This window comes from Dyella sp. C9 (genome assembly GCF_003332825.1).
Lineage (GTDB): Bacteria > Pseudomonadota > Gammaproteobacteria > Xanthomonadales > Rhodanobacteraceae > Dyella.
The window spans coordinates 55,441-73,487 of sequence record NZ_QIRF01000015.1 but is presented as its reverse complement, the minus strand read 5'-3'; the positions used below and the strand labels follow the sequence as shown (position 1 = coordinate 73,487).

At 65.1% G+C, this 18,047-nt stretch carries 16 protein-coding genes and 3 tRNA genes; 10 read left to right on the top strand and 9 right to left on the bottom strand.

Going from position 1 to position 18,047, the window contains the following annotated elements; genetic code table 11:
- Positions 1-30: 30 nt before the first annotated feature.
- The 3 genes from pbpC to DVU99_RS15605 all read left to right on the top strand — a co-directional run bounded on the left by pbpC (position 31) and on the right by DVU99_RS15605 (position 4,164).
- The gene (gene pbpC / locus DVU99_RS15615) at positions 31-2,427 is read left to right on the top strand and encodes a penicillin-binding protein 1C (RefSeq protein ID WP_114241156.1); all 2,397 of its coding nucleotides are present in this window, start codon (positions 31-33) and stop codon (positions 2,425-2,427) included.
- A 109-nt stretch (positions 2,428-2,536) separates the two neighbouring features.
- Positions 2,537-3,826 (top strand): FAD-binding oxidoreductase, encoded by a 1,290-nt coding sequence (locus DVU99_RS15610; protein WP_114241155.1) that lies wholly within the window; start codon positions 2,537-2,539, stop codon positions 3,824-3,826.
- Positions 3,823-4,164 carry a tRNA-binding protein gene (locus tag DVU99_RS15605; protein ID WP_114241154.1) on the top strand — a complete coding sequence of 114 codons (342 nt, stop codon included), beginning with the start codon at positions 3,823-3,825 and terminating at the stop codon, positions 4,162-4,164. The genes DVU99_RS15610 and DVU99_RS15605 overlap by 4 nt, the downstream gene beginning before the upstream one ends.
- Here the strand turns inward: DVU99_RS15605 and DVU99_RS15600 are convergent, their stop codons facing one another.
- Entirely contained in the window at positions 4,165-5,442 is a 1,278-nt protein-coding gene (locus tag DVU99_RS15600) for an MFS transporter (RefSeq protein WP_114241153.1), read from the bottom strand.
- 71 nt (positions 5,443-5,513) lie between these two features.
- On the opposite strand from DVU99_RS15600, the gene DVU99_RS15595 reads away from it, so the two are divergent.
- Positions 5,514-6,125 carry a TetR/AcrR family transcriptional regulator gene (locus DVU99_RS15595; protein WP_114241152.1) on the top strand — a complete coding sequence of 204 codons (612 nt, stop codon included), beginning with the start codon at positions 5,514-5,516 and terminating at the stop codon, positions 6,123-6,125.
- Positions 6,126-6,131: 6 nt separating this feature from the next.
- On the opposite strand, the gene DVU99_RS15590 is transcribed toward DVU99_RS15595, so the two are convergent.
- On the bottom strand, positions 6,132-7,079 hold the full coding sequence (locus tag DVU99_RS15590; RefSeq protein WP_114241151.1) for an MBL fold metallo-hydrolase: 948 nt from the start codon (positions 7,077-7,079) through the stop codon (positions 6,132-6,134).
- 114 nt (positions 7,080-7,193) lie between these two features.
- On the bottom strand, positions 7,194-7,895 hold the full coding sequence (locus DVU99_RS15585) for a pirin family protein (protein WP_114241150.1): 702 nt from the start codon (positions 7,893-7,895) through the stop codon (positions 7,194-7,196).
- A gap of 253 nt (positions 7,896-8,148) precedes the next feature.
- Here DVU99_RS15585 and DVU99_RS15580 point away from each other — a divergent pair.
- Positions 8,149-8,224, top strand: a tRNA-Gly gene (locus DVU99_RS15580).
- A gap of 84 nt (positions 8,225-8,308) precedes the next feature.
- A tRNA-Cys gene (locus tag DVU99_RS15575) sits at positions 8,309-8,382 on the top strand.
- 306 nt (positions 8,383-8,688) lie between these two features.
- Here the strand turns inward: DVU99_RS15575 and DVU99_RS15570 are convergent.
- Positions 8,689-8,775, bottom strand: a tRNA-Leu gene (locus DVU99_RS15570).
- A 240-nt stretch (positions 8,776-9,015) separates the two neighbouring features.
- Between DVU99_RS15570 and DVU99_RS15565 the strand changes: the two genes are divergently transcribed.
- Positions 9,016-9,258 (top strand): hypothetical protein, encoded by a 243-nt coding sequence (locus DVU99_RS15565; protein WP_114241149.1) that lies wholly within the window; start codon positions 9,016-9,018, stop codon positions 9,256-9,258.
- A gap of 151 nt (positions 9,259-9,409) precedes the next feature.
- Positions 9,410-10,063 (top strand): response regulator, encoded by a 654-nt coding sequence (locus DVU99_RS15560; protein WP_114241148.1) that lies wholly within the window; start codon positions 9,410-9,412, stop codon positions 10,061-10,063.
- Between the two features lie 71 nt (positions 10,064-10,134).
- On the opposite strand, the gene rne is transcribed toward DVU99_RS15560, so the two are convergent.
- Positions 10,135-13,302, bottom strand: coding sequence for a ribonuclease E (gene rne / locus DVU99_RS15555; RefSeq protein ID WP_114241147.1), 3,168 nt, complete (start codon positions 13,300-13,302; stop codon positions 10,135-10,137).
- 341 nt (positions 13,303-13,643) lie between these two features.
- Between rne and DVU99_RS15550 the strand changes: the two genes are divergently transcribed.
- Positions 13,644-14,657 carry an RluA family pseudouridine synthase gene (locus DVU99_RS15550; protein WP_114241183.1) on the top strand — a complete coding sequence of 338 codons (1,014 nt, stop codon included), beginning with the start codon at positions 13,644-13,646 and terminating at the stop codon, positions 14,655-14,657.
- Here the strand turns inward: DVU99_RS15550 and DVU99_RS15545 are convergent.
- Both DVU99_RS15545 and DVU99_RS15540 read right to left on the bottom strand, forming a co-directional pair.
- Positions 14,625-16,136: a CPBP family glutamic-type intramembrane protease gene (locus DVU99_RS15545; protein WP_114241146.1), complete on the bottom strand. Its 1,512-nt coding sequence runs from the start codon at positions 16,134-16,136 to the stop codon at positions 14,625-14,627. The genes DVU99_RS15550 and DVU99_RS15545 overlap by 33 nt on opposite strands.
- Before the next feature lie 14 nt (positions 16,137-16,150).
- On the bottom strand, positions 16,151-16,492 hold the full coding sequence (locus DVU99_RS15540) for a 4a-hydroxytetrahydrobiopterin dehydratase (protein ID WP_114241145.1): 342 nt from the start codon (positions 16,490-16,492) through the stop codon (positions 16,151-16,153).
- 135 nt (positions 16,493-16,627) lie between these two features.
- On the opposite strand from DVU99_RS15540, the gene DVU99_RS15535 reads away from it, so the two are divergent.
- Complete coding sequence (locus DVU99_RS15535) at positions 16,628-17,236, top strand: NfuA family Fe-S biogenesis protein (RefSeq protein WP_114241144.1); 609 nt, start codon at positions 16,628-16,630, stop codon at positions 17,234-17,236.
- Between the two features lie 70 nt (positions 17,237-17,306).
- Here the strand turns inward: DVU99_RS15535 and DVU99_RS15530 are convergent, their stop codons facing one another.
- Together DVU99_RS15530 and DVU99_RS15525 are read right to left on the bottom strand one after the other, a co-directional pair.
- The gene (locus DVU99_RS15530; protein WP_114241143.1) at positions 17,307-17,660 is read right to left on the bottom strand and encodes a cytochrome c; all 354 of its coding nucleotides are present in this window, start codon (positions 17,658-17,660) and stop codon (positions 17,307-17,309) included.
- A gap of 18 nt (positions 17,661-17,678) precedes the next feature.
- Complete coding sequence (locus tag DVU99_RS15525; RefSeq protein ID WP_198670353.1) at positions 17,679-18,002, bottom strand: cytochrome c; 324 nt, start codon at positions 18,000-18,002, stop codon at positions 17,679-17,681.
- Between the last annotated feature and the right edge of the window lie 45 nt (positions 18,003-18,047).

The window sequence follows — 18,047 nt, the reverse complement described above, 5'->3', positions numbered from 1 at the left end:
GCGGGGTGGGCGCGCTTGCGGACCCCACGCATGATGACATTGTCGTTCATTGCCGGTTGCTGGCGTGCCTTGGCCCGCTGGGTCGTTCGTTGGCAGAACTGGCTGGCGGGTGCGGCCCTGCTCGCCGCGTTGCTTGCGGGTTGCCGGTTGTGGCCGCATCGTCCACTCAGTGCGTGGTTGCCGTCGTCGACGGCGGTTTATGACGATCATGGCCGGTTGCTGCGCCTTACCCTGGCGAGCGATCAGCGCTACCGCCTGTGGGTGCCACTGAGAGACGTGTCGCCCGCCCTGGTGGATGGCGTATTGCTGCACGAGGACCAGTGGTATCGCTGGCATCCCGGCTTCAATCCGTACGGCCTGCTGCGGGGCGCCTGGGTCACTTACGTCAGCCATGGCAACCGGCAGGGCGGCTCGACCATCACCATGCAGCTGGCGCGATTGCTGTGGCGGCTCAATACGCGGACGCCGACGGGCAAGCTGCGGCAGGTGGCGCGGGCAATCCAACTGGAGCTGTTCTACTCCAAGGAGCAGATCCTCGAGGCCTACCTCAACTACGCACCCTACGGGCGCAATGTGGAGGGTGTGGGGGCGGCCAGCCTGGCGTACTTCGACAAGCCTGCCGACAAGCTCAGTTTGCCGGAGGCGCTGACGCTGGCGGTGATTCCCCAGGATCCCAGTCGCCGCCTGCAGGCTGGTGCGGATGCGCCCGATCTCATCGGGCGCGGGCTCAGCGGCTCGCGTAATCGGCTCTACGCGCGCTGGAAGGTGCTGCATCCTGCGGACGCGGGCCTGCAGCCACTGTTCGCCTTGCCGTTGCGTCTTCGGCCGCTGTCGCAGTTACCGTTCGAAACCCCGCATGCGGTGGACCAGGTGCTTGCCATGCGCCGTGTGATGTCCAGCGCTGCGGACAGTCGCGTAACGACCACGCTGGATCTCGATCTTCAGCACGTGCTGGAGCGACAGGTGGATCGCTACGTGGAGCGAAACAGCGGACGTGGCATCCGCAACGTGGCAGCGCTGCTGGTGGACACGCGCGACATGGGCGTCAAGGCGCTGGTGGGCTCCGCCGGCTACGGCAATGCCGACATCCAGGGGCAGGTGAACGGTACGCTGGCCAGGCGCTCGCCTGGCTCGACGCTCAAGCCCTTCATCTACGGGCTTGGATTTGACCAGGGTGTACTACACCCGCAGACCGTCTTGCGCGATGTGCCGACCGCGTTTGGTCCCTATGCGCCGGAAAACTTCGACGGCCACTTTCTGGGGCCGGTGACGGCGACGGAAGCCCTGGTGCGCAGTCGCAACATCCCCGCCGTGTGGGTGGCATCGCAGCTCCAGCAGCCGAGCTTCTACCAGTTCTTGCGCGACGCCGGCATCAGCCGCATGGCGAGCGAAAAGCATTATGGCCTGGCCTTGGTGCTAGGCGGTGGCGAGGTCACCATGCAGGAGCTGGCCGACCTGTACGCCATGCTGGCCAACCGTGGAGAGCTGAAGCCATTGCGCCTGCTTGCCGCGGATCCACAAAGCGTCGGCACGCGTCTTTTGAGCGACGAAGCCAGCTTCATGGTCATGGATATGCTTCGGCAGAATCCGCGGCCGGATGAGACCACCGGCGCGCAGCCGGATCGCCTGCCGGTCTACTGGAAGACGGGTACGTCGTGGGGGTTCCGCGACGCCTGGACGGCCGGCAGTTTTGGGCCCTACGTGCTGGTGGTGTGGGTCGGTAATTTCGACGGCAGCAGTAACCCGGCCTTTGTTGGGGTGGAGGCGGCCGCGCCGCTGTTCTTCCAGATGGTCGATGCCCTGAAGGCGGCGCAGCCGCGGATGAGCGAGCCGGTGCGGCACATGCCTGCGCACCTCAAGCGCGTGGAGATCTGTCTGGCCAGCGGCGACCTGCCCAACCAATGGTGCCCACAGCGTGGTATGACCTGGTTCATCCCGGGCAAGTCGCCCATTCGGGTCAGCCAGGTGCATCGTCCGGTAGTGATCGATGACGCCACTCGCAAGCCCGCATGTCCGCCGTATGCGGGCAAACGCACGCATGTCGAGGTGTACGAATTCTGGCCATCCGAGCTTCAGAAGGTATTCGTGCAGGCGGGCATCCCCCGGCGTGTCCCGCCGCGCAACGACAGTTGCGTGAACGGTGGTGACGTCGACGGTGAGCCGCCCACCATCGCCTCGCCGTTGCGTGGGAGCATCTACGCCATGCGGCTCAAGCAGTCGATGGACAGTCGCATCGCCTTCACCGCGAATGCGGACGCCTCGGTGCATGAGATGTACTGGTTCGTCAACGACGCTTATGTGGGGCGCACGACGCCTGGCGAATCGCTGTTCTGGCAGCCGGCTGCCGCCGGCAACTACCAGGTCCGCGTGGTGGACGACCATGGGCGCAGCGACCTGCGGCCACTGGGCGTGACCCTGGTGGAGTGAGCTTCCATCGTTTCAACGCACCGGCGCAGGTATCGGCGCGGCAGCAGACAAGGTCGCCAAAATGACTTAGCGTTACAGTTTCCTGCCAAGCCCGGGCCTGCGTTGCGCAATGCGTTCAACGAACCACAGCTCCTACTACCGTGCCACGGCGACGCCCTACACGCCGTATGCCCCCCTGCAGGAGCGCATCAGCGCCCGGGTGGCCATCATCGGTGGCGGCTTTGCCGGGCTGCACACCGCCCTGGGGTTGGCCGAGCGCGGCGTGGAGGGCGTCGTGCTGCTCGAAAAGGAGCAGGTAGGTTTCGGTGCATCCGGTCGCAATGGCGGCTTCGTGTTCGCCGGGTATTCGCTGGGGGAGCAGTCACTGCTGGACCAACGGGGCGAACAGGCAGCGCGCACCCTGTTCGGCTACACCACGGACGCGGTAGAGCTGATTCGTCAGCGGGTGTCACGTCATGCCATTGATTGCGACATGGTCGATGAGGGCGTGATCTGGGCCAACTGGTTCCGTGACCCCGCCGTGTTGCGCGAGCGTCAGGCCCTGCTGGCCTCGCGCTACGGCGTTGCATGGGAATGGCTGCCGCAGGAGCAATTGCGCGAGCGCATTAATACGCCCCGTTATTTCGATGGCCTGTACGAGCGCAACGCGCTGCACCTGCATCCGCTCAACTTCGCGATCGGCCTGGCGGGCGCGGCTGCGGGGCGGGGCGTGCGCATTCACGAGGACACCGACGCCTGGCGGCTGAAGCGCGATGGCTCGCAATGGCGCATCGAGACAACGCAGGGAGCCGTGCTCGCCGATCAGGTGGTCCTGGCCTGCGGTGGCTATCTGGCAGGGCTGCGCCGCCAGGTGGATCGGGCGATCCTTCCGATCGCGACCTACGTGATGGTGAGCGAACCGCTGCAGGATCGACTCGGCATGTGCCTGGACACGCGTTCGGCCATCTACGATTCGCGCTTTGCCTTCGACTACTACCGGCCGCTGCCCGATACGCGCTTGCTCTGGGGCGGGCGCATCTCCGTGCGCAATCGCTCGCCGCGAGCGGTGCAGCGCCTGTTGACGCGCGACCTGTTGAGGGTGTTTCCACAGCTCAAGGGCGTGCGGGTCGACTACGCCTGGTCTGGCCTGATGAGCTATGCGCGCCACCAGATGCCGCAGATCGGCACCTCCGGCGATGGCTTGTGGTGGGCGCAGGCGTTTGGCGGGCACGGCTTGGCACCCACCTGTGCCGCAGGCGAACTGCTGGCTTCCGCGCTGGCCGATGGCGATGACCGCTGGAGGCAGTTTGCCGACTACGGGCTCACGCGTACCTATCGCCCCTTGGGTTATCTGGGGGCGCAGGCCGACTATTGGTGGCAGCAGGGCAAAGACTGGTTCAAGACGAGGTTGGAAGGATGAGTGAGAGCAGCAAGATCAGTTGGGCCGATTTCGAGAAGGTGCTGATCGTGGCCGGGACGGTGACGCGTGTCGAGGCGTTTCCAGAGGCGCGCAAGCCGGCCTGGAAGGTGTGGGCGGACTTCGGTCCTTACGGAGAGAAGAAGACCAGTGCGCAAATCGCCAGCCTGTATGACGCTGACGACTTGCTCGGCAGGCAGATCGTCGGTGTGATCAATTTCCCGGAGAAACAGATCGGTCCGTTCCTCTCGCAATTCCTGCTGACCGGATTTCCCACGGAAGAGGGAGTGGTGCTCACGGCTGTCGAGCGAACCGTGCCGAACGGTACACGATTGGCCTGATCAGTCAGCAGCGAGCGCCGGCTGCAGCGTGTGTGTGTCGCGCTGAATCATCAGGGCCAGCGTGCCGGCCACCACAGCCGTGGCGCCGGCGACCACGAATGGTTCGAGATAGCTGCCGCCCTGCGTACGCAACGCGCCGGCCAGGAAGGCCGCACTGGCCGCACCGATCTGGTGCCCTGCGGCCACCCATCCAAACACCACGGGCGCGTCGCGGTCGCCGAAGGCCTCCGTCGCCAGGCGCAGGGTAGGTGGCACCGTGGCGATCCAGTCCAGCCCGTAGAACACGCCAAACAGTGACAGGCTGGTGAGCGAGAAGTCCGAGTAGGGCAGCCAGATCAGCGAGAGTCCGCGCAGGCTGTAATAGACGAACAGCAGCTTGCGAGGGTCGTAGCGGTCGGTAAGCCAGCCCGACAGCGTGGTACCCACCAGGTCAAACGCGCCCATCATGGCTAGCAGGCCGGCGGCACGCACCTGTGGAATGCCATGGTCGCCGCACATCGCGATGAAGTGCGTGCCGATCAGTCCGTTGGTGGTGAAGCCGCAGATGAAGAAGGTCGCGAACAGCAGCCAGAACGTGCGTTGGCGCGAGGCCGTCGCCAGCGAACCCAGCGCGATGGCCAGCAGGTTGCGCCGAGGTGGCTCGGCGGTTTCCGCCTCGGTTGCACCATAGGGACGCAGGCCGATATCGGCGGGTCGTTCGGGCAGCAGCCACCATGCGAGTGGAATCAGCAATGCGCAGCCGGCGGCCACCGTCCACACCACCGGGCGCCAGCCGCCGTATTCGGCAATTGCCGCCAGTGCCGGCAGAAAAGCCAGGGTGCCGGTGGCGGTGCTGGCCGTGAGTAGTCCCATCACCAGCCCGCGATGGGTGACGAACCATCGATTCACCACCGTGGCACCCAGCACGATCGCCACGCAGCCCGAGCCGATGCCGGAAAACACGCCCCAGCTCAGCAACAGTTGCCACGGCTGGGTCATCCAGGCGCTGGAGGCGATGGATACGGCCATCAGCGCCAGTGCGCCGATCAAGGTGCGGCGGATGCCGATCGCCTGCATCAAGGCCGCTGCGAACGGGCCCACCATGCCGTAGAGGAAGATACCCAGCGCGGCCGACAGCGAGATGGTGTCCCGGCTCCAGCCGAAGGCCTTCCCCAGTGGCACGATCAATACACCCGGTGCCGCGCGCACGCCGGCGGCAGCGAGCAGGGCGAGAAAGATCATGCCGGCCACGACAAACGCGTACTTCTGGCCGAACGGACGGGTGCGCAGTATAGTCATGTTACCGATCGGTACGGGTCTGGCCGGATCTTACGTACCGATCGGTAACATCGTCAATAGTCCCTTGTGCCATGTCCACCAAACGCCACCGTCCGATCGAGTCCACCGATACGTCCGAAAGCAAGCCCAAGGCCGCCGAGCGCATCCGTCGCACGGCGCATGAATTGTTCTATCGCGAGGGCATTCGCGCGATCGGGGTGGAGGAGATCGTCAGTCGTGCCGGAGTCACCAAGCCCAGTCTCTACCGCAGCTACGCCTCCAAGGACGAACTGGCCGCGGAGTACCTGCGTGACTACGAAGTGGCGTTCTGGAACGTGTTCGACGCCGGTGCGGCGGCGCACCCGGGCGATGCGCGCGCGCAGTTGATGGCCTACTTCGAAGGCTTGGTCCATCGCGCCACACAGGCAGACTATCGCGGCTGCGGGCTCACCAATGCGGTGGTCGAATATCCTGGTGACGATCACCCTGCACGCGAGGTCGCCCTGCAGCACAAGAGTGCTTTGCGTTCGCGGCTGGCTGCCATGTCGGCAGCGATGGGCGCGAAACAACCGGAGTTGCTGGCCGATGGCCTGCTGCTTTTGCTGGAGGGCACTTATGCCTCGGGTCAGTTGTTCGGGCCGGGAGGGCCTGCCCGGTCGCTGGTCGAGGTGGCCAATCAGCTGATTGACGCTACGCTGCGTTGAACGCCGCTACGGCGCACGTTTCCGTGTGCTGTCCAGCCACACACCCAGGCCCTGGGCGTTGAGTTCGATGTCCATGCCCAGGTATTCGTGCAGGCGTTCTTCGCTGCCCAGCCATCCATGCGCACGCGCCCGCAATAGATAGAGCTGCGCCAGGGCCTGCTTCATGGCGTCATGGCGCGCTTCGGGCTGGGCGTGCAGCCGCTGTGCCGTCCGTGCGATCTCGACCATGGCATCGATCTGCTCGTGCAGCTCGCCCGCCAGTTTTTCCACCTCGTCGACATGATCGAAGTGGGTGAGATACATGGCTCTGGGCTTGAGCGCGACCAGCCGGTTGATGGAAGCATGCAAGGCCTCGGGATCGAACTGCACCGGTGTGGTCGTCGGCAGGATGAATGCGCCTTTCGCCGTATCGAATTCGCGATAGGACAGGCCGAACGTGTCGCCAGTGAAGCACACCTGCTCACGCGCATCATGGATGCTCATGTGATGCCGTGCATGGCCGGGGGTGTCGATGCAGCGCAGGACACGCCCGGCGAGATCGACCACGTGGCCATCGGGTGCCTCGATCACCCGCTCGGCGGGAACCGGTTGCAGCCTGCCATAGGTGCTTTCCATCACCGCCTCGCCGTACACGGCTGAGGCCCCCGCCCACAGCTGGCTGGGATCGATCATGTGGCGCGCGCCGCGCGGATGAACCACCAGCTTCGCGTTCGGCAGTTGCGCCATCAGCTTGCCTGCGCCACCGGCATGATCAAGATGCACATGGGTGAGGATCAGCCAGTCGACGTCGACGGGTGTGAGTCCATGGGCGTGCAGCGCCTCGAGCATGCGCGGCACGGAATGATTCGTGCCGCAATCGATGAACGCGGCCCTGCCGTTCTCGATCAGCAGATAGGCGGCGTCGAAACGCGGCCTGACAAAGCCTGTGTCGATGGTGTGGATGCCGTGGCTCATGCCCGATCTCGCGCCTGGGGTAACCCGTGGAGCGTAGCAAGCCGGTGCATGGCAGGGCATCCCCACCTTGGTCGGTCGGCGGTGGCACGTGCCACCCGCCGCCCCGTGCCTGCGTCAGGGCGAGGCGTCGACCAGCACCAGTTCGGCGTCTTCGAGCGCCTTTACGGCGATCTTGGCCTCGTTGCGGATGGCTGCGCCGTCGCGTGTATCCAGCTCCACGCCATTGACCTCGATCTTGCCCTTGGAGGGCACCAGATAAGCGAAGCGATTCGGGCCGAACGTGTACTCGGCCGTCTCGCCCTGCTTGAGGGTGGCGCCAAGCACGCGTGCATCGGTGCGCAAGGGCAGGGCGTCGGTGTCCTCCTTGAAGCCGCTGGCCAGCGCCACGAAGCGGCCCGAGCGGTCGCCTACCGGGAACGGCTTGGTGCCCCATGACGGCGGGCTGCCCTGCTGATCGGGAATGATCCAGATCTGGAAAATGCGGGTGGTACCCGGCTCGAGGTTGTATTCGGCATGGGTGATGCCAGTGCCTGCGCTCATCACCTGCACGTCACCCGCTACCGTGCGGCCTTTGTTGCCGAGGTTGTCCTGGTGGGTGATCGCGCCTTCGCGCACGTACGTGATGATCTCCATGTCGCCATGCGGATGCGGCGGAAAGCCCGTCTGCGGCGCAATCGTGTCGTCGTTCCACACGCGCAGTGCGCCCCAGCCCATGCGGGCGCCGTCGTAGTAGTTCGCGAAGGAGAAATGATGCTTGGCGTCGAGCCACCCATGATTGGCTCCGCCCAGCGAGTTGAACGGTCGACGTTCGATCATGCTGCACTCCTTGAAAGTGGACTGGCGCCAAGATGAGGCTGTTTCCCCTTCGGCACCAGTCGTTGCAACGCGAACGGACTGTTGCCAAAAACTCGTGCAGTCGAGATAAGCCAGCGGCTGCGACGGCTCCGTGAACCCAGTCGGGGCCCTGCGGCATCGGGTCCCGGGGCGCAGGGGGGGGCCGGCCGGATGAAAAATTTCACTTCAGGCTCTTCACAAAACCAGATGTTCTGATATGATTTCTGACTCCGATGCGGGAATAGCTCAGTTGGTAGAGCACGACCTTGCCAAGGTCGGGGTCGCGAGTTCGAGTCTCGTTTCCCGCTCCAGTTTTTGGCAAAACCTCGGCATTCCGAGGTTTTGTTGTTTTAGACGGAAGGTGTCCCGTTTTCGGGTTACGATTCGTCCGCGATGGCCTGGTGGCAGAGTGGTCATGCAGCGGCCTGCAAAGCCGTGTACGCCGGTTCGATTCCGACCCAGGCCTCCATCGCATTCTTGAAAAGCGCCCTATGGGCGCTTTTTTCTTGGCCGACATTGGGTGCGGTGAACTGTGTTCCTGTCTGCGGGCGAGAGCGCGCGAGAGCTGCGCGCACTGCAAGCGCGTTTGCCGGTGATCGAGCTGATCAGGTCATGGCGAGCCTGCCCATGGCTAGTTACGGGAATTGCTTCAAGGATAGGAAGCTGGCAAGTCGATGCATTCGGTGATCGACTTTGCTGGCGAGGGTCGGATCCGTGGCGAATCGGTGTCCCGATTGCAGGCCAGCACATTCTGAGCGGTAGTGCCGTCAAAAGCTGGTGCCCGGAGCGGGGATCGAACCCGCATAGCCTTTCGGCTGAGGGATTTTAAGTCCCTTGCGTCTACCAGTTTCGCCATCCGGGCCATGTGATGGCTGCGCATCCTAGCACGCTGCGATGCGCGGCCGATTTGGTGCTGCTGGGTAATCGTGCATGGGATCTGATGCTGACTCCTTGGATACGGACGATCTGGCAGTCTGCGCTCTCGAGGGTTGGGCCAGGCATCTGTGTCAGGTGACGTGCTGGGCCCGGCTGGTTTGGGCCGTGAGCGATACGGCAGTAGGCCACGCCGGGGTGGCATCCCGGCTTTCACCATGGAGTGACGATGAGCGCAGTCAGGTTTCTTGGGCCGTATGGCGATCGGGTTGCTGCGGAGTTGCCCGAAGGCTATGTCGTTGGCACCTGCACGGGTGAGAGTTTCGTTCATGGCATCGCCATCCGTGGCGTCGAGCGGCGCACCGGAGAGCAGCGCTGGCTGGACGAATCGGGCCGTGCATTGACCGTGATCGTGGAAGATTTTGACCTGGACGCGGCAGGCCTCAGAAATTGGTCGACAGGTGTGGAGTAGCGGCTAGGCGAGCCCTTGCCGTTGTGCTGTAGGAAAACTACAGATCACCGCGTAAGTGGGCGTGGATAGCACGGCTAAGCGCCTCCCCGAATGCTTGCATAAAGCCGTATCGAGGCCTATGTTCGCCGAATCAACCCAAGGAGGGTAACTGGTGATCAAGGTGGTTTTGATTGACGACCACGAGCTGGTGCGTACGGGATTCAGGATGATCCTGCAGCAGCAGCCAGACATGCAGATCAGCGGTGAGGCAGGTACTGCCGAAGAGGGACTGCGACTCATACGCGCGCGAACGCCGGACATTGCCCTGGTCGATGTGCATATGCCCGGCATGAGCGGTATCGAGCTGACGGAGCGGGTGTCGCGCTCCAAGCTGCCTACCCACGTCATCATCGTGACGGTGGTGGACGATGCGCGGTTTCCCAAGCGACTGCTCGATGCCGGTGCACTGGGTTATCTCACCAAGGGCTGTACCGCGGAGGAGTTGCTGGACGCAGTGCGACAGGTGGCTTTCGGTCGACGCTATCTCGCGCCGTCGGTGGCGCAGCAGCTGGCGCTGGCGACCCTCGACGGTGAAGGTTCGCCGTTTGACGCACTGTCCAGCCGCGAGCTTGAGGTGGCCATGATGCTGGTGCGCGGCAAGGCGCTCACCACGATCGGCGAGCAGCTCAACCTGAGTCCGAAAACGGTCTCCACCTACAAGCAGCGGTTGATGGAGAAGCTGCAGGTGGACCACGTGATCAGCCTGGCTCACCTGATGACCATCCACGGGTTATTGGACACCCATAACAACCAGGTCGGCAATTGAGTCCACGCCTGGCCTGAAGACACAAAAAAGCCGGACCTTGGTCCGGCTTTTTTGTGTGCGACGCACGGCGATCAGCCGTGCGAGGCATCCTTCTTCAGGTGTTCCGCGTGCTCCTCGGCGGAGGGCTCGACGGCCGTCGGCTCGGGTGCGGCTTCGCGGGCTGCGCCGGCCAGCAGGTCACCCTGGCGGGGAGTCACTGGCTGCTCGGTCACCGGCTCAGCGGGAGCCACTGGCGTGGCGGGCTCGCTTGTCGGGGCAACGGTGGTCGTCACGGTTTCCGCCGTAGCGATCGTCACCGGTGATTCGATATGCGTGGTCGTTTCAACCGGTGCATGGAAATCGAGCGAGGTGCTGGCGGCGGGCTCGGGGGGCGGCGTTTCGGCAGCGGGGGCCTGGACTTCGTGGGCGTGAGTGGCGGAGGCCTCCACGTCGGTGGTCACGACCGGGTTTTCGGCGGCGACTTCGATCGAGGGGGCCACCGGGGTGGCGACGATCTCCTCCGCGACGAACGCCGTGGCTTCGATCTTCACCACCTCAGGCGCGTCTTCCGGCTCGGGCTTGACCGGGATCGGCGGCAGCGTCGGCAGGTTGAACGAGGACGGAGCCACGGCACTGATCACGGTCTCGGGGACCGGGTTGGCAACAGGCGCAGTTTCGATCGGTGCGATTGCCGGTGCCGTCTCCTGCACCTGCGCGATGACGGTCTCGCTAGCGAAGGCCGCAGTTGCTGCCGTGACGGCGGCACCTGGCGTGGTGGCGACCGGCGTGGCGGTTTCCGTCTCTGCGGCGACTGCCACGCTGCGATCCTCGTCATCGAGGTCGATATCGTCTGCAGCCTCGTCGTGGCCAGAGGCATTGGCCAGTGCGGCGTCCTCATGGCGACGGCGACGGCGACCGCCGCGACGTCCGCGGCGGCGGCGCGACTGCCCACCTTCGGCTTCCAGCGTGGCGCCGGCGGCGGCCTCGGTGTCGGCCCTGGCCTCGGTCACTACCGGGGCGGTCACTGCTGCTTCCTTGGCGGCGTCGGTGAGCGGAGCGGCTGCCGGGCGATCAGTGGCCTGGGCGGCGACGGTCGGTGCGGCCGCGCCTGCGGCGCCCTGGCTTGGCTGGGGCTGTGCGGCGCGTGGCTGGCGCGGCGCCTGTTCTTGGCGCGGCTGTTGCTGCTTGCGCTGTTCGTTCTGCGCCTGGGCGGCATCACCCTTGGCCTGGGGCTGGCGTGCTTCCTGCGGGGGCTTGCTGCCCTGTGCCTGCTGCGGCTGGCGCGGCTGCTGTTGAGCCTGCTCGCTGCCGCGAGGCTGCTGCTGGCGGTTGCCCTTGGCCTGCTGCTGACCCTGGCCCTTCTGGGGCTGCTGCGGCTGTTCGCGGCGAGCCTGCTGCTGGCGGTTGCCTTGCGCCTGGCTGGCCTGGTTGCCGCGGCCGCGCTCGTCGCGGCGGTTGCCGCGGGCGTTGCTGGCCTGGGTCGGTTCGGGCTTGGTGGCGACCGGGGCCGGGGTTGCGGCCGGAGCCGAGGTGCCACGGAACCATCCGACCAGGCGGGCGATCACGCCACCGGCCGGAGCCGGGGCGGCCGCGGGCTGGCGCGCGGGCTGCGACGGGGCCGCCGCGACCGGAGCCGGGGCGGTTTCTTCGCGCAACGGGGCAGGTGTGGACGGCACGATGCCGCTGACGGCCGGCTGTTCGCTGCTGCCCAGGGTCTGGCCCATCTTGGGCACCGGGGTGGCTTCGACCGCGGTGAGACGCTCGTAGCTGGGCTTGCTGTGCTCGCCCATCTCCGATTCACGGATGCGCTGGATCTCGATGTGCGGCGTCTCGAGCTTGTCGTCGGCCACGATCACCACATGGACCTTGTTGCGCAGCTCGATCTCGACCACGCTGGCGCGCTTTTCGTTGAGCATGAAGTTGGCCACGCTCGGTGGTGCCTGCACCAGCACCTGGCCGGTGTTGTCCTTCATGGCGTGCTCTTCGATCAGTCGCAGCGTCGAGAGAGCCAGCGACTCCACGCCGCGGATATGGCCGTGGCCTTCGCAGCGCGGGCAGACGATCTGGGTGGCTTCGCCCAGGCTGGGACGCAGGCGCTGGCGTGACATCTCCAGCAGGCCGAAGCGGCTGATGCGGCCAACCTGCACGCGGGCGCGGTCCAGCTTTAGTGCGTCCTTGAGGCGTTCTTCCACCTCGCGCTGGTGCTTGGGGCTGTCCATGTCGATGAAGTCGATCACGATCAGGCCACCGGCGTCGCGGATGCGCAGCTGGCGGGCGATCTCGACCGCGGCTTCGAGGTTGGTGTTGAATGCCGTTTCCTCGATGTCGCTGCCCTTGGTGGCCTTCGACGAGTTGATGTCGATGGCGGTGAGGGCTTCGGTCTGGTCGATCACGATCGAGCCGCCGGAGGGCAGCCGGACCTGGCGGTCGAACGCACTCTCGATCTGGGTCTCGATCTGGTAGCGCGAGAACAACGGGGTGTCGTCGCGGTACAGCTTGAGCTTGCGCAGGGCCGTCGGCATGACCTGCTGCATGAACTCCCGTGCGTCGTTGTACAGCGATTCCTCGTCGATGAGGATCTCGCCGATGTCGCTACGCAGGTAGTCGCGCAGGGCGCGGATGAACAGCTTCGATTCCTGGTAGATCAGGAACGGGGCCTTCTGGGCCTGGGCCGCGCCGGAAATGGCCTTCCACAGCTGCAGCAGGTAGTCGAGATCCCACTGCAGCTCTTCGGCGTCGCGGCCGAGGCCGGCGGTGCGCACGATCAGGCCGACGTCGTCGGGCACGGTGAGATGGTCCAGCGCTTCCTTCAGCGCCTGGCGGTCTTCGCCTTCGATGCGACGCGAAACGCCACCCGCCTTCGGGTTGTTCGGCATCAGCACCATGTAGCGGCCGGCAAGGCTGATGAAGGTGGTCAGGGCGGCACCCTTGTTGCCGCGCTCTTCCTTCTCCACCTGCACGACCACCTCGTGACCTTCCTTGATGAGGTCACGGATGTTGGCCTTGTTGGGGTCCAGCCCGGGAGTGAAGTACTCGCGGGCGATTTCCTTCAGCGGCAGGAAGCCATGGCGCTCGGCGCCATAGTCGACGAAACAGGCTTCAAGCGACGGTTCGACGCGAGTGATGCGGCCCTTGTAGATATTGGCCTTTTTCTGTTCGCGGGAAGGGATTTCAATGTCTAGATCGTAAAGGGTCTGGCCATCGACAATGGCCACACGCAACTCTTCACGCTGAGTTGCGTTGATCAACATACGTTTCATTGTATTTTTTCCTCGGCTTGCCGCGCGTCGCGTGCCGCGGTGGCGCCGTACTTCGGCGGCCTGCCGGGGATCGCGCCGCTGCGGTTAAGCGGCAACATGTCGGCATCGTTTCCGGTGCCGGGATGATTCGTGGCAATGCGCCTGCCGCCCCGGAACCCCTCAGGAACCGGACAACGGCCACCCGAACCGTTACGATGAAAGGGAGCAGCGACCGGCTGCCAGAGAAGGCGACCGGCGCTATCCTCGCCGACGTCACGAGCGGGCTTCCCGACTCCATCCGAACTTCGGTAGGGCGGGATGAAAGCGCCGGCCGAGTATCCTATTTCGTCAGGTTTTTTTCAATGCAGACGGCAACTTCCCCGGACGCACCTCACGGTGTGCGTCAAGTCGAGATTGGTCCCGAGCGGGACGGTCAGCGCATCGACAATGCGCTCGTCACCCTGCTCAAGGGGGTTCCGAAGAGCATGATCTACCGTTTGCTGCGCACCGGGCAGGTGCGGGTGAACGGCAAGCGTGCGAAGCCCGATACGCGTCTCGCGGCGGGCGATACGCTGCGTATTCCGCCGGTGCGAGTGGCCGAAAAGGCGGTGGGAAAGGGCCCTGCGCCGGGGCTTGTCTCAGCGATCACTGAGTCGATCATTTTCGAGGACAAGCATTTCCTCGCCATCGACAAGCCGGCCGGCATCGCCAGTCATGGTGGCAGCGGGGTCAGCCATGGGGCGATCGAGTTGTTGCGCGCGGCCCGTCCGAACGAGCACCTGGAGCTGGTCCATCGCCTTGACCGCGATACCAGCGGCGTGCTGGTGTTCGCCAAGACCCGGGCCGGCCTCACCGGCCTGCAGGCGGCCATTCGCGAAGGCACGGTGACCAAGCAGTACCTGTGCCTGATGGTCGGCCACCCGCGCAAGGCGAAGTTCAGCGTCAACGCCCCGCTGCAGAAATCGGTGCTCCAGGGCGGAGAACGCATGGTAAGAGTGTCCGATAACGGCAAGCCGTCACTCACTTTTTTCCAGGAAATGGAGCAGTACCCCAGCGCTCGCCTGATGCAGGCAACGCTGGGTACGGGGCGCACTCACCAGATTCGCGTGCATGCCGCGCATGTGGAGCACCCGCTGGCGGGCGATCCCAAGTACGGCGACAAGGAGATGAACAAGAAATTCAAGGAGCTGGGCCTCAATCGCCTGTTCCTGCACGCCTCGCACATGAGTTTTGAGTTGGATGGGCGCGCCTATAGCTTCTCCGCGCCGATGCCAGAGGACTTGAAGGATTTCCTGGATGTGCTTGCCGTGAAAGGAAAAAGAATCCGGCGTCTGCAGGAGCACCTACAGGAAAAAGCGCGCTCCGACCTCAAGTGAGCGCAGTAAGTGGCCGGTAAGCGCGCTTTCCACCAGCAGGGCGGAAAGCGCGTGGGCCACCGCGATGGGCACCAGCCGGGGTGCCCGCATGAAGCACCAGGCCCACCATAGTTCAGCCAGCAGGCACAGCTGCATCAGGGTGCCGTTGGGCGTGTGCAGCAGGGCAAATAGCCCGGCTGTCAGCAGGATGATCACCGGCCGGGGCAGCCGGGTGTGCTGCAGGCGGCCCATCACGATGGCCAGCATGGCCCATTGCTGCAGCAGTGCCCAGCCGAAGTACGCGGCGACGTGCGCCCAGGGCAGGTGGGTCAGCCCGTGTCCGTCGAGCAGGGTCAGTGCAAACGCCACCGGGAGTGGCAGTAGCGGCCACCACCATTCCGCGCGCCGTTGGGGTAGCCAGGACCAGTAGGTCGGCCGCCTGCGCCATTCGCTGATGCCTGCGTATGTTAAAGCCGCGACGAAGGCCACTACGCCCGGGATCGAGGCCTGGCTACCCCAGCGCAACCCGGCGATCAGCCAGAGTGGGCCGGCGGCGATGGCGGCCACTTCCAGCCAGGGGTGCTGAATCTCAACCGTCTGGCGACGCAGCAGCCATACCAGAGCAACCAGGTACAGCACGAGGGCCAGCCAGTCCAGCCAGAGTGGCCAGGGGCTCCCGCCCGCCGATTGCAGGGGCTGGCCAAACGGCAGTACCACGGCCGCAGGCCAGCGCTCCAGCGCCAGGTCGCGCAGGATCAGCATGGCCTCGGCCGATGCATGGGCGGGCAGCCGGACCACCGGGGCGCTCCAGTCGCCGGGAGCGGCCAGTGCCCGGCGCCCGTCTTCAAGGGCCAGCGGCAGGTGGATATCGGCTGCGTCGACAGCGATGTGTTCGGGCAGGCGGATCGGGGTGGTGGCCAGCAAGCTGGCTTCGCCAATCTGCAGGCTGGCGTGCGCGGGAATCTGCAGGCGCAGGCGCAGCAGGTACATGACCGCACCCGGCGGCGGGCACGTGGTGCCGTCCGCGCTGCGCCAGCGCAGGCTGCGCAGGTCGATCCTCGGCTCGGCACTGCCGGGGGCAAGCGTGGCCGCATCGTCGGCGTCGCAGCGCAGGCCATGCTCGGTGGTCTGGTAGCTCAGGCCGAGGCTTCCGGTGGCGCTGCCGTGCAGGCGCAGTTGCAGCCATGGCCAGTGGGCGAGGTCGACCGGCGCGGCCAGCGGCAACCCCACTTCGAAGGGCGAGCCATCCGGGCTGGTGAACTCCAGCCCCTCGCTGCGGTTCGCGAGGATGGCCGAGCCAAATACCCTTCGAGCCACCACGTCGGCGGGCTGGCGCAAGGTCCAGCTCCACAGCGGCTGGCCTTGGCGCAGCGTGGTCCAGGTCGCCTGGGCGTCATGCGAAAGCTGGCCGCGGGTGACCCACGCGGAAATCGTCGCCATGCACCAGAGCAGGACCGCCACGGCCAGCAGGAAGCCGGTCGCGGCAGCCAGGCGATGCATGGTGCGCGGCGTGCTCAATGCTCGAGCAGGGCTTCGACGCGGGCAGCGCAGATGAAGTCGTTGAGCGAGAGGCCGCCGACGTCATGGGTGGACCAGAGCACCTCGCAATGGCCGTAGCCCGCCTGGAGGTCGGGGTGATGGTCTTCCTGGTTGGCCATGAAGCCGACCGCATTGATGAAGCCCAGCGTGTGGTGGAAGTCGGGGAACTTGAAATCCTTGATGATGGCTTTGCCGTCGGCGCCCAGTTTCCAGCCGGGCAGCGCGGCAAGCAGTTCGTGGATGCGGGTGGTGTCCAGCGCGTGCTCCTTGCCCTTGCGGGGTGTGCAGTGCTGGCTGGCCAGTGGGTTCGTGCTCATGGCGGTCGCTCCATGCAGAGAAAGGTGCGAAGCGTCGAAGCTTGGCGGTCAAAAGTCAAAGCGAGCGGTGAACACGAAATAGGACTAAAATGGTGCTGATTAACCCGGACCTATCCGGGTCGTGTTGGAGTAGACATGATTGATATTTCAGAACGCGCGCAGCGGCACTTCCTGCGGCTGCTTTCCCAGCAGGGCATCGATGGGTTGGGCATCCGCCTGCGCGTGACGGCACCGGGTACCGCGGCGGCCAACTGCGAGTTGGAGTTCGTGGAGCCGGAGGAGCTGACCGGGCAGGAATGGACGGTGGTGTGCGAAGGCTTCGAGTTCCACGTCGATGGCGACAGCGCGCCGTGGCTGGAGGGCGCCAGCATCGACTTCGAGCCCAACGCCACGGGTGGGCAGCTGAACATCCGCGCGCCGCGCATCAAGGGCGAAATCCCCGGGCAGGAGGCTGGCCTGGTCGAGCGCGTGCGCTACGTGCTCGAGGCCGAGGTCAATCCCAAGATCGCCTCGCACGGTGGCCGGGTAAGCCTGCTGGAAGTGGATGCCAATGGCGTGGTGCTGCTCCAGTTCGGTGGCGGCTGCCACGGCTGCGGCATGGTGGACGTGACGCTCAAACACGGCGTGGAGAAGACCCTGCGCGAGCGCGTGCCGGAAATTACCGAAGTGCGTGACGCTACCGACCACAGCGGCGGCAGCAATCCGTACTACCGCAAGAAGGAAGGCCAGTCCGCACTGGGCTGAGGCGATCGCTGCGCACGCAACAAAAAAGGCCCGCATCATGCGGGCCTTTTCCATTTGACGGGTGTGGCGCTTACTTGTCGCCCTGGATATGACCTTGCAGGGTATCGAGCTTGGTCGGCAGGCTGGAGAAGTAGGCGGCGACGTCCTGGATGTCCTGGTCGGACAGCGTGGCTACGAAGCCTTTCATGATGGCGTTGTCGCGCTGGCCGGTCTTGTACTCGTGCAGGGCCTGCTGGATGTACATGTCGTACTGGCCGGCCAGGCGCGGATACTGCGGATCCACGGCATTGCCATCGGCGCCGTGGCAGGCGAAGCAGGCGGCGGCCTTCTGCTTGCCGTTCTCCGCGTTGCCGGCGGCCAGCAGCTGGGTGGAAGCGAACGCCAGGACGGCGCCGAATGAAAGCAGGGTCAGAGCACGTTTCATGCGGATCGTGTCCTTGGCTTACTTGGCGAGGCTGGAGAGATAGGCAGCGACGTCGTCGATGTCCTTGTCGGACAGGCTTTGCGCCTGTGCCGTCATCGTCGGGTGCTTGCGCTCGCCATTCTTGTACTCATGCAGCGCGTTGACGATGTACTGCTCGTTCTGGCCTGCAATGCGCGGCACCGGATAGTTCGGGTAGGCGTTGGCATAGCCCGGGATACCGTGGCAGCCGTTGCAGGTGTAGATCAACTTTCGTCCAGCGGCCTTGTCGCCCTCGGCATGCACGCTGGCAGTGGCCAAGAGAGCTGCGGCCACGGTCAGGCCAAGCAGTTGCATTCGAGTCATCAGGATCGTCCCCACGATTCCGCTGATACATGTGAAAGTCGCGAG

What these genes read in the sequence shown, in the direction of transcription:
- DVU99_RS15540 (WP_114241145.1), bottom strand. Translation starts at nt 16,492, where the DNA reads ATGAGCACGAACCCACTGGCCAGCCAGCACTGCACACCCCGCAAGGGC.
- DVU99_RS15605 (WP_114241154.1), top strand. Translation starts at nt 3,823, where the DNA reads ATGAGTGAGAGCAGCAAGATCAGTTGGGCCGATTTCGAGAAGGTGCTG.
- DVU99_RS15585 (WP_114241150.1), bottom strand. Translation starts at nt 7,895, where the DNA reads ATGATCGAACGTCGACCGTTCAACTCGCTGGGCGGAGCCAATCATGGG.
- DVU99_RS15610 (WP_114241155.1), top strand. Translation starts at nt 2,537, where the DNA reads ATGCGTTCAACGAACCACAGCTCCTACTACCGTGCCACGGCGACGCCC.
- pbpC (WP_114241156.1), top strand. Translation starts at nt 31, where the DNA reads ATGATGACATTGTCGTTCATTGCCGGTTGCTGGCGTGCCTTGGCCCGC.
- DVU99_RS15600 (WP_114241153.1), bottom strand. Translation starts at nt 5,442, where the DNA reads ATGACTATACTGCGCACCCGTCCGTTCGGCCAGAAGTACGCGTTTGTC.
- DVU99_RS15535 (WP_114241144.1), top strand. Translation starts at nt 16,628, where the DNA reads ATGATTGATATTTCAGAACGCGCGCAGCGGCACTTCCTGCGGCTGCTT.
- DVU99_RS15545 (WP_114241146.1), bottom strand. Translation starts at nt 16,136, where the DNA reads ATGCATCGCCTGGCTGCCGCGACCGGCTTCCTGCTGGCCGTGGCGGTC.
- rne (WP_114241147.1), bottom strand. Translation starts at nt 13,302, where the DNA reads ATGAAACGTATGTTGATCAACGCAACTCAGCGTGAAGAGTTGCGTGTG.
- DVU99_RS15525 (WP_198670353.1), bottom strand. Translation starts at nt 18,002, where the DNA reads ATGACTCGAATGCAACTGCTTGGCCTGACCGTGGCCGCAGCTCTCTTG.
- DVU99_RS15590 (WP_114241151.1), bottom strand. Translation starts at nt 7,079, where the DNA reads ATGAGCCACGGCATCCACACCATCGACACAGGCTTTGTCAGGCCGCGT.
- DVU99_RS15565 (WP_114241149.1), top strand. Translation starts at nt 9,016, where the DNA reads ATGAGCGCAGTCAGGTTTCTTGGGCCGTATGGCGATCGGGTTGCTGCG.
- DVU99_RS15550 (WP_114241183.1), top strand. Translation starts at nt 13,644, where the DNA reads ATGCAGACGGCAACTTCCCCGGACGCACCTCACGGTGTGCGTCAAGTC.
- DVU99_RS15595 (WP_114241152.1), top strand. Translation starts at nt 5,514, where the DNA reads ATGTCCACCAAACGCCACCGTCCGATCGAGTCCACCGATACGTCCGAA.
- DVU99_RS15530 (WP_114241143.1), bottom strand. Translation starts at nt 17,660, where the DNA reads ATGAAACGTGCTCTGACCCTGCTTTCATTCGGCGCCGTCCTGGCGTTC.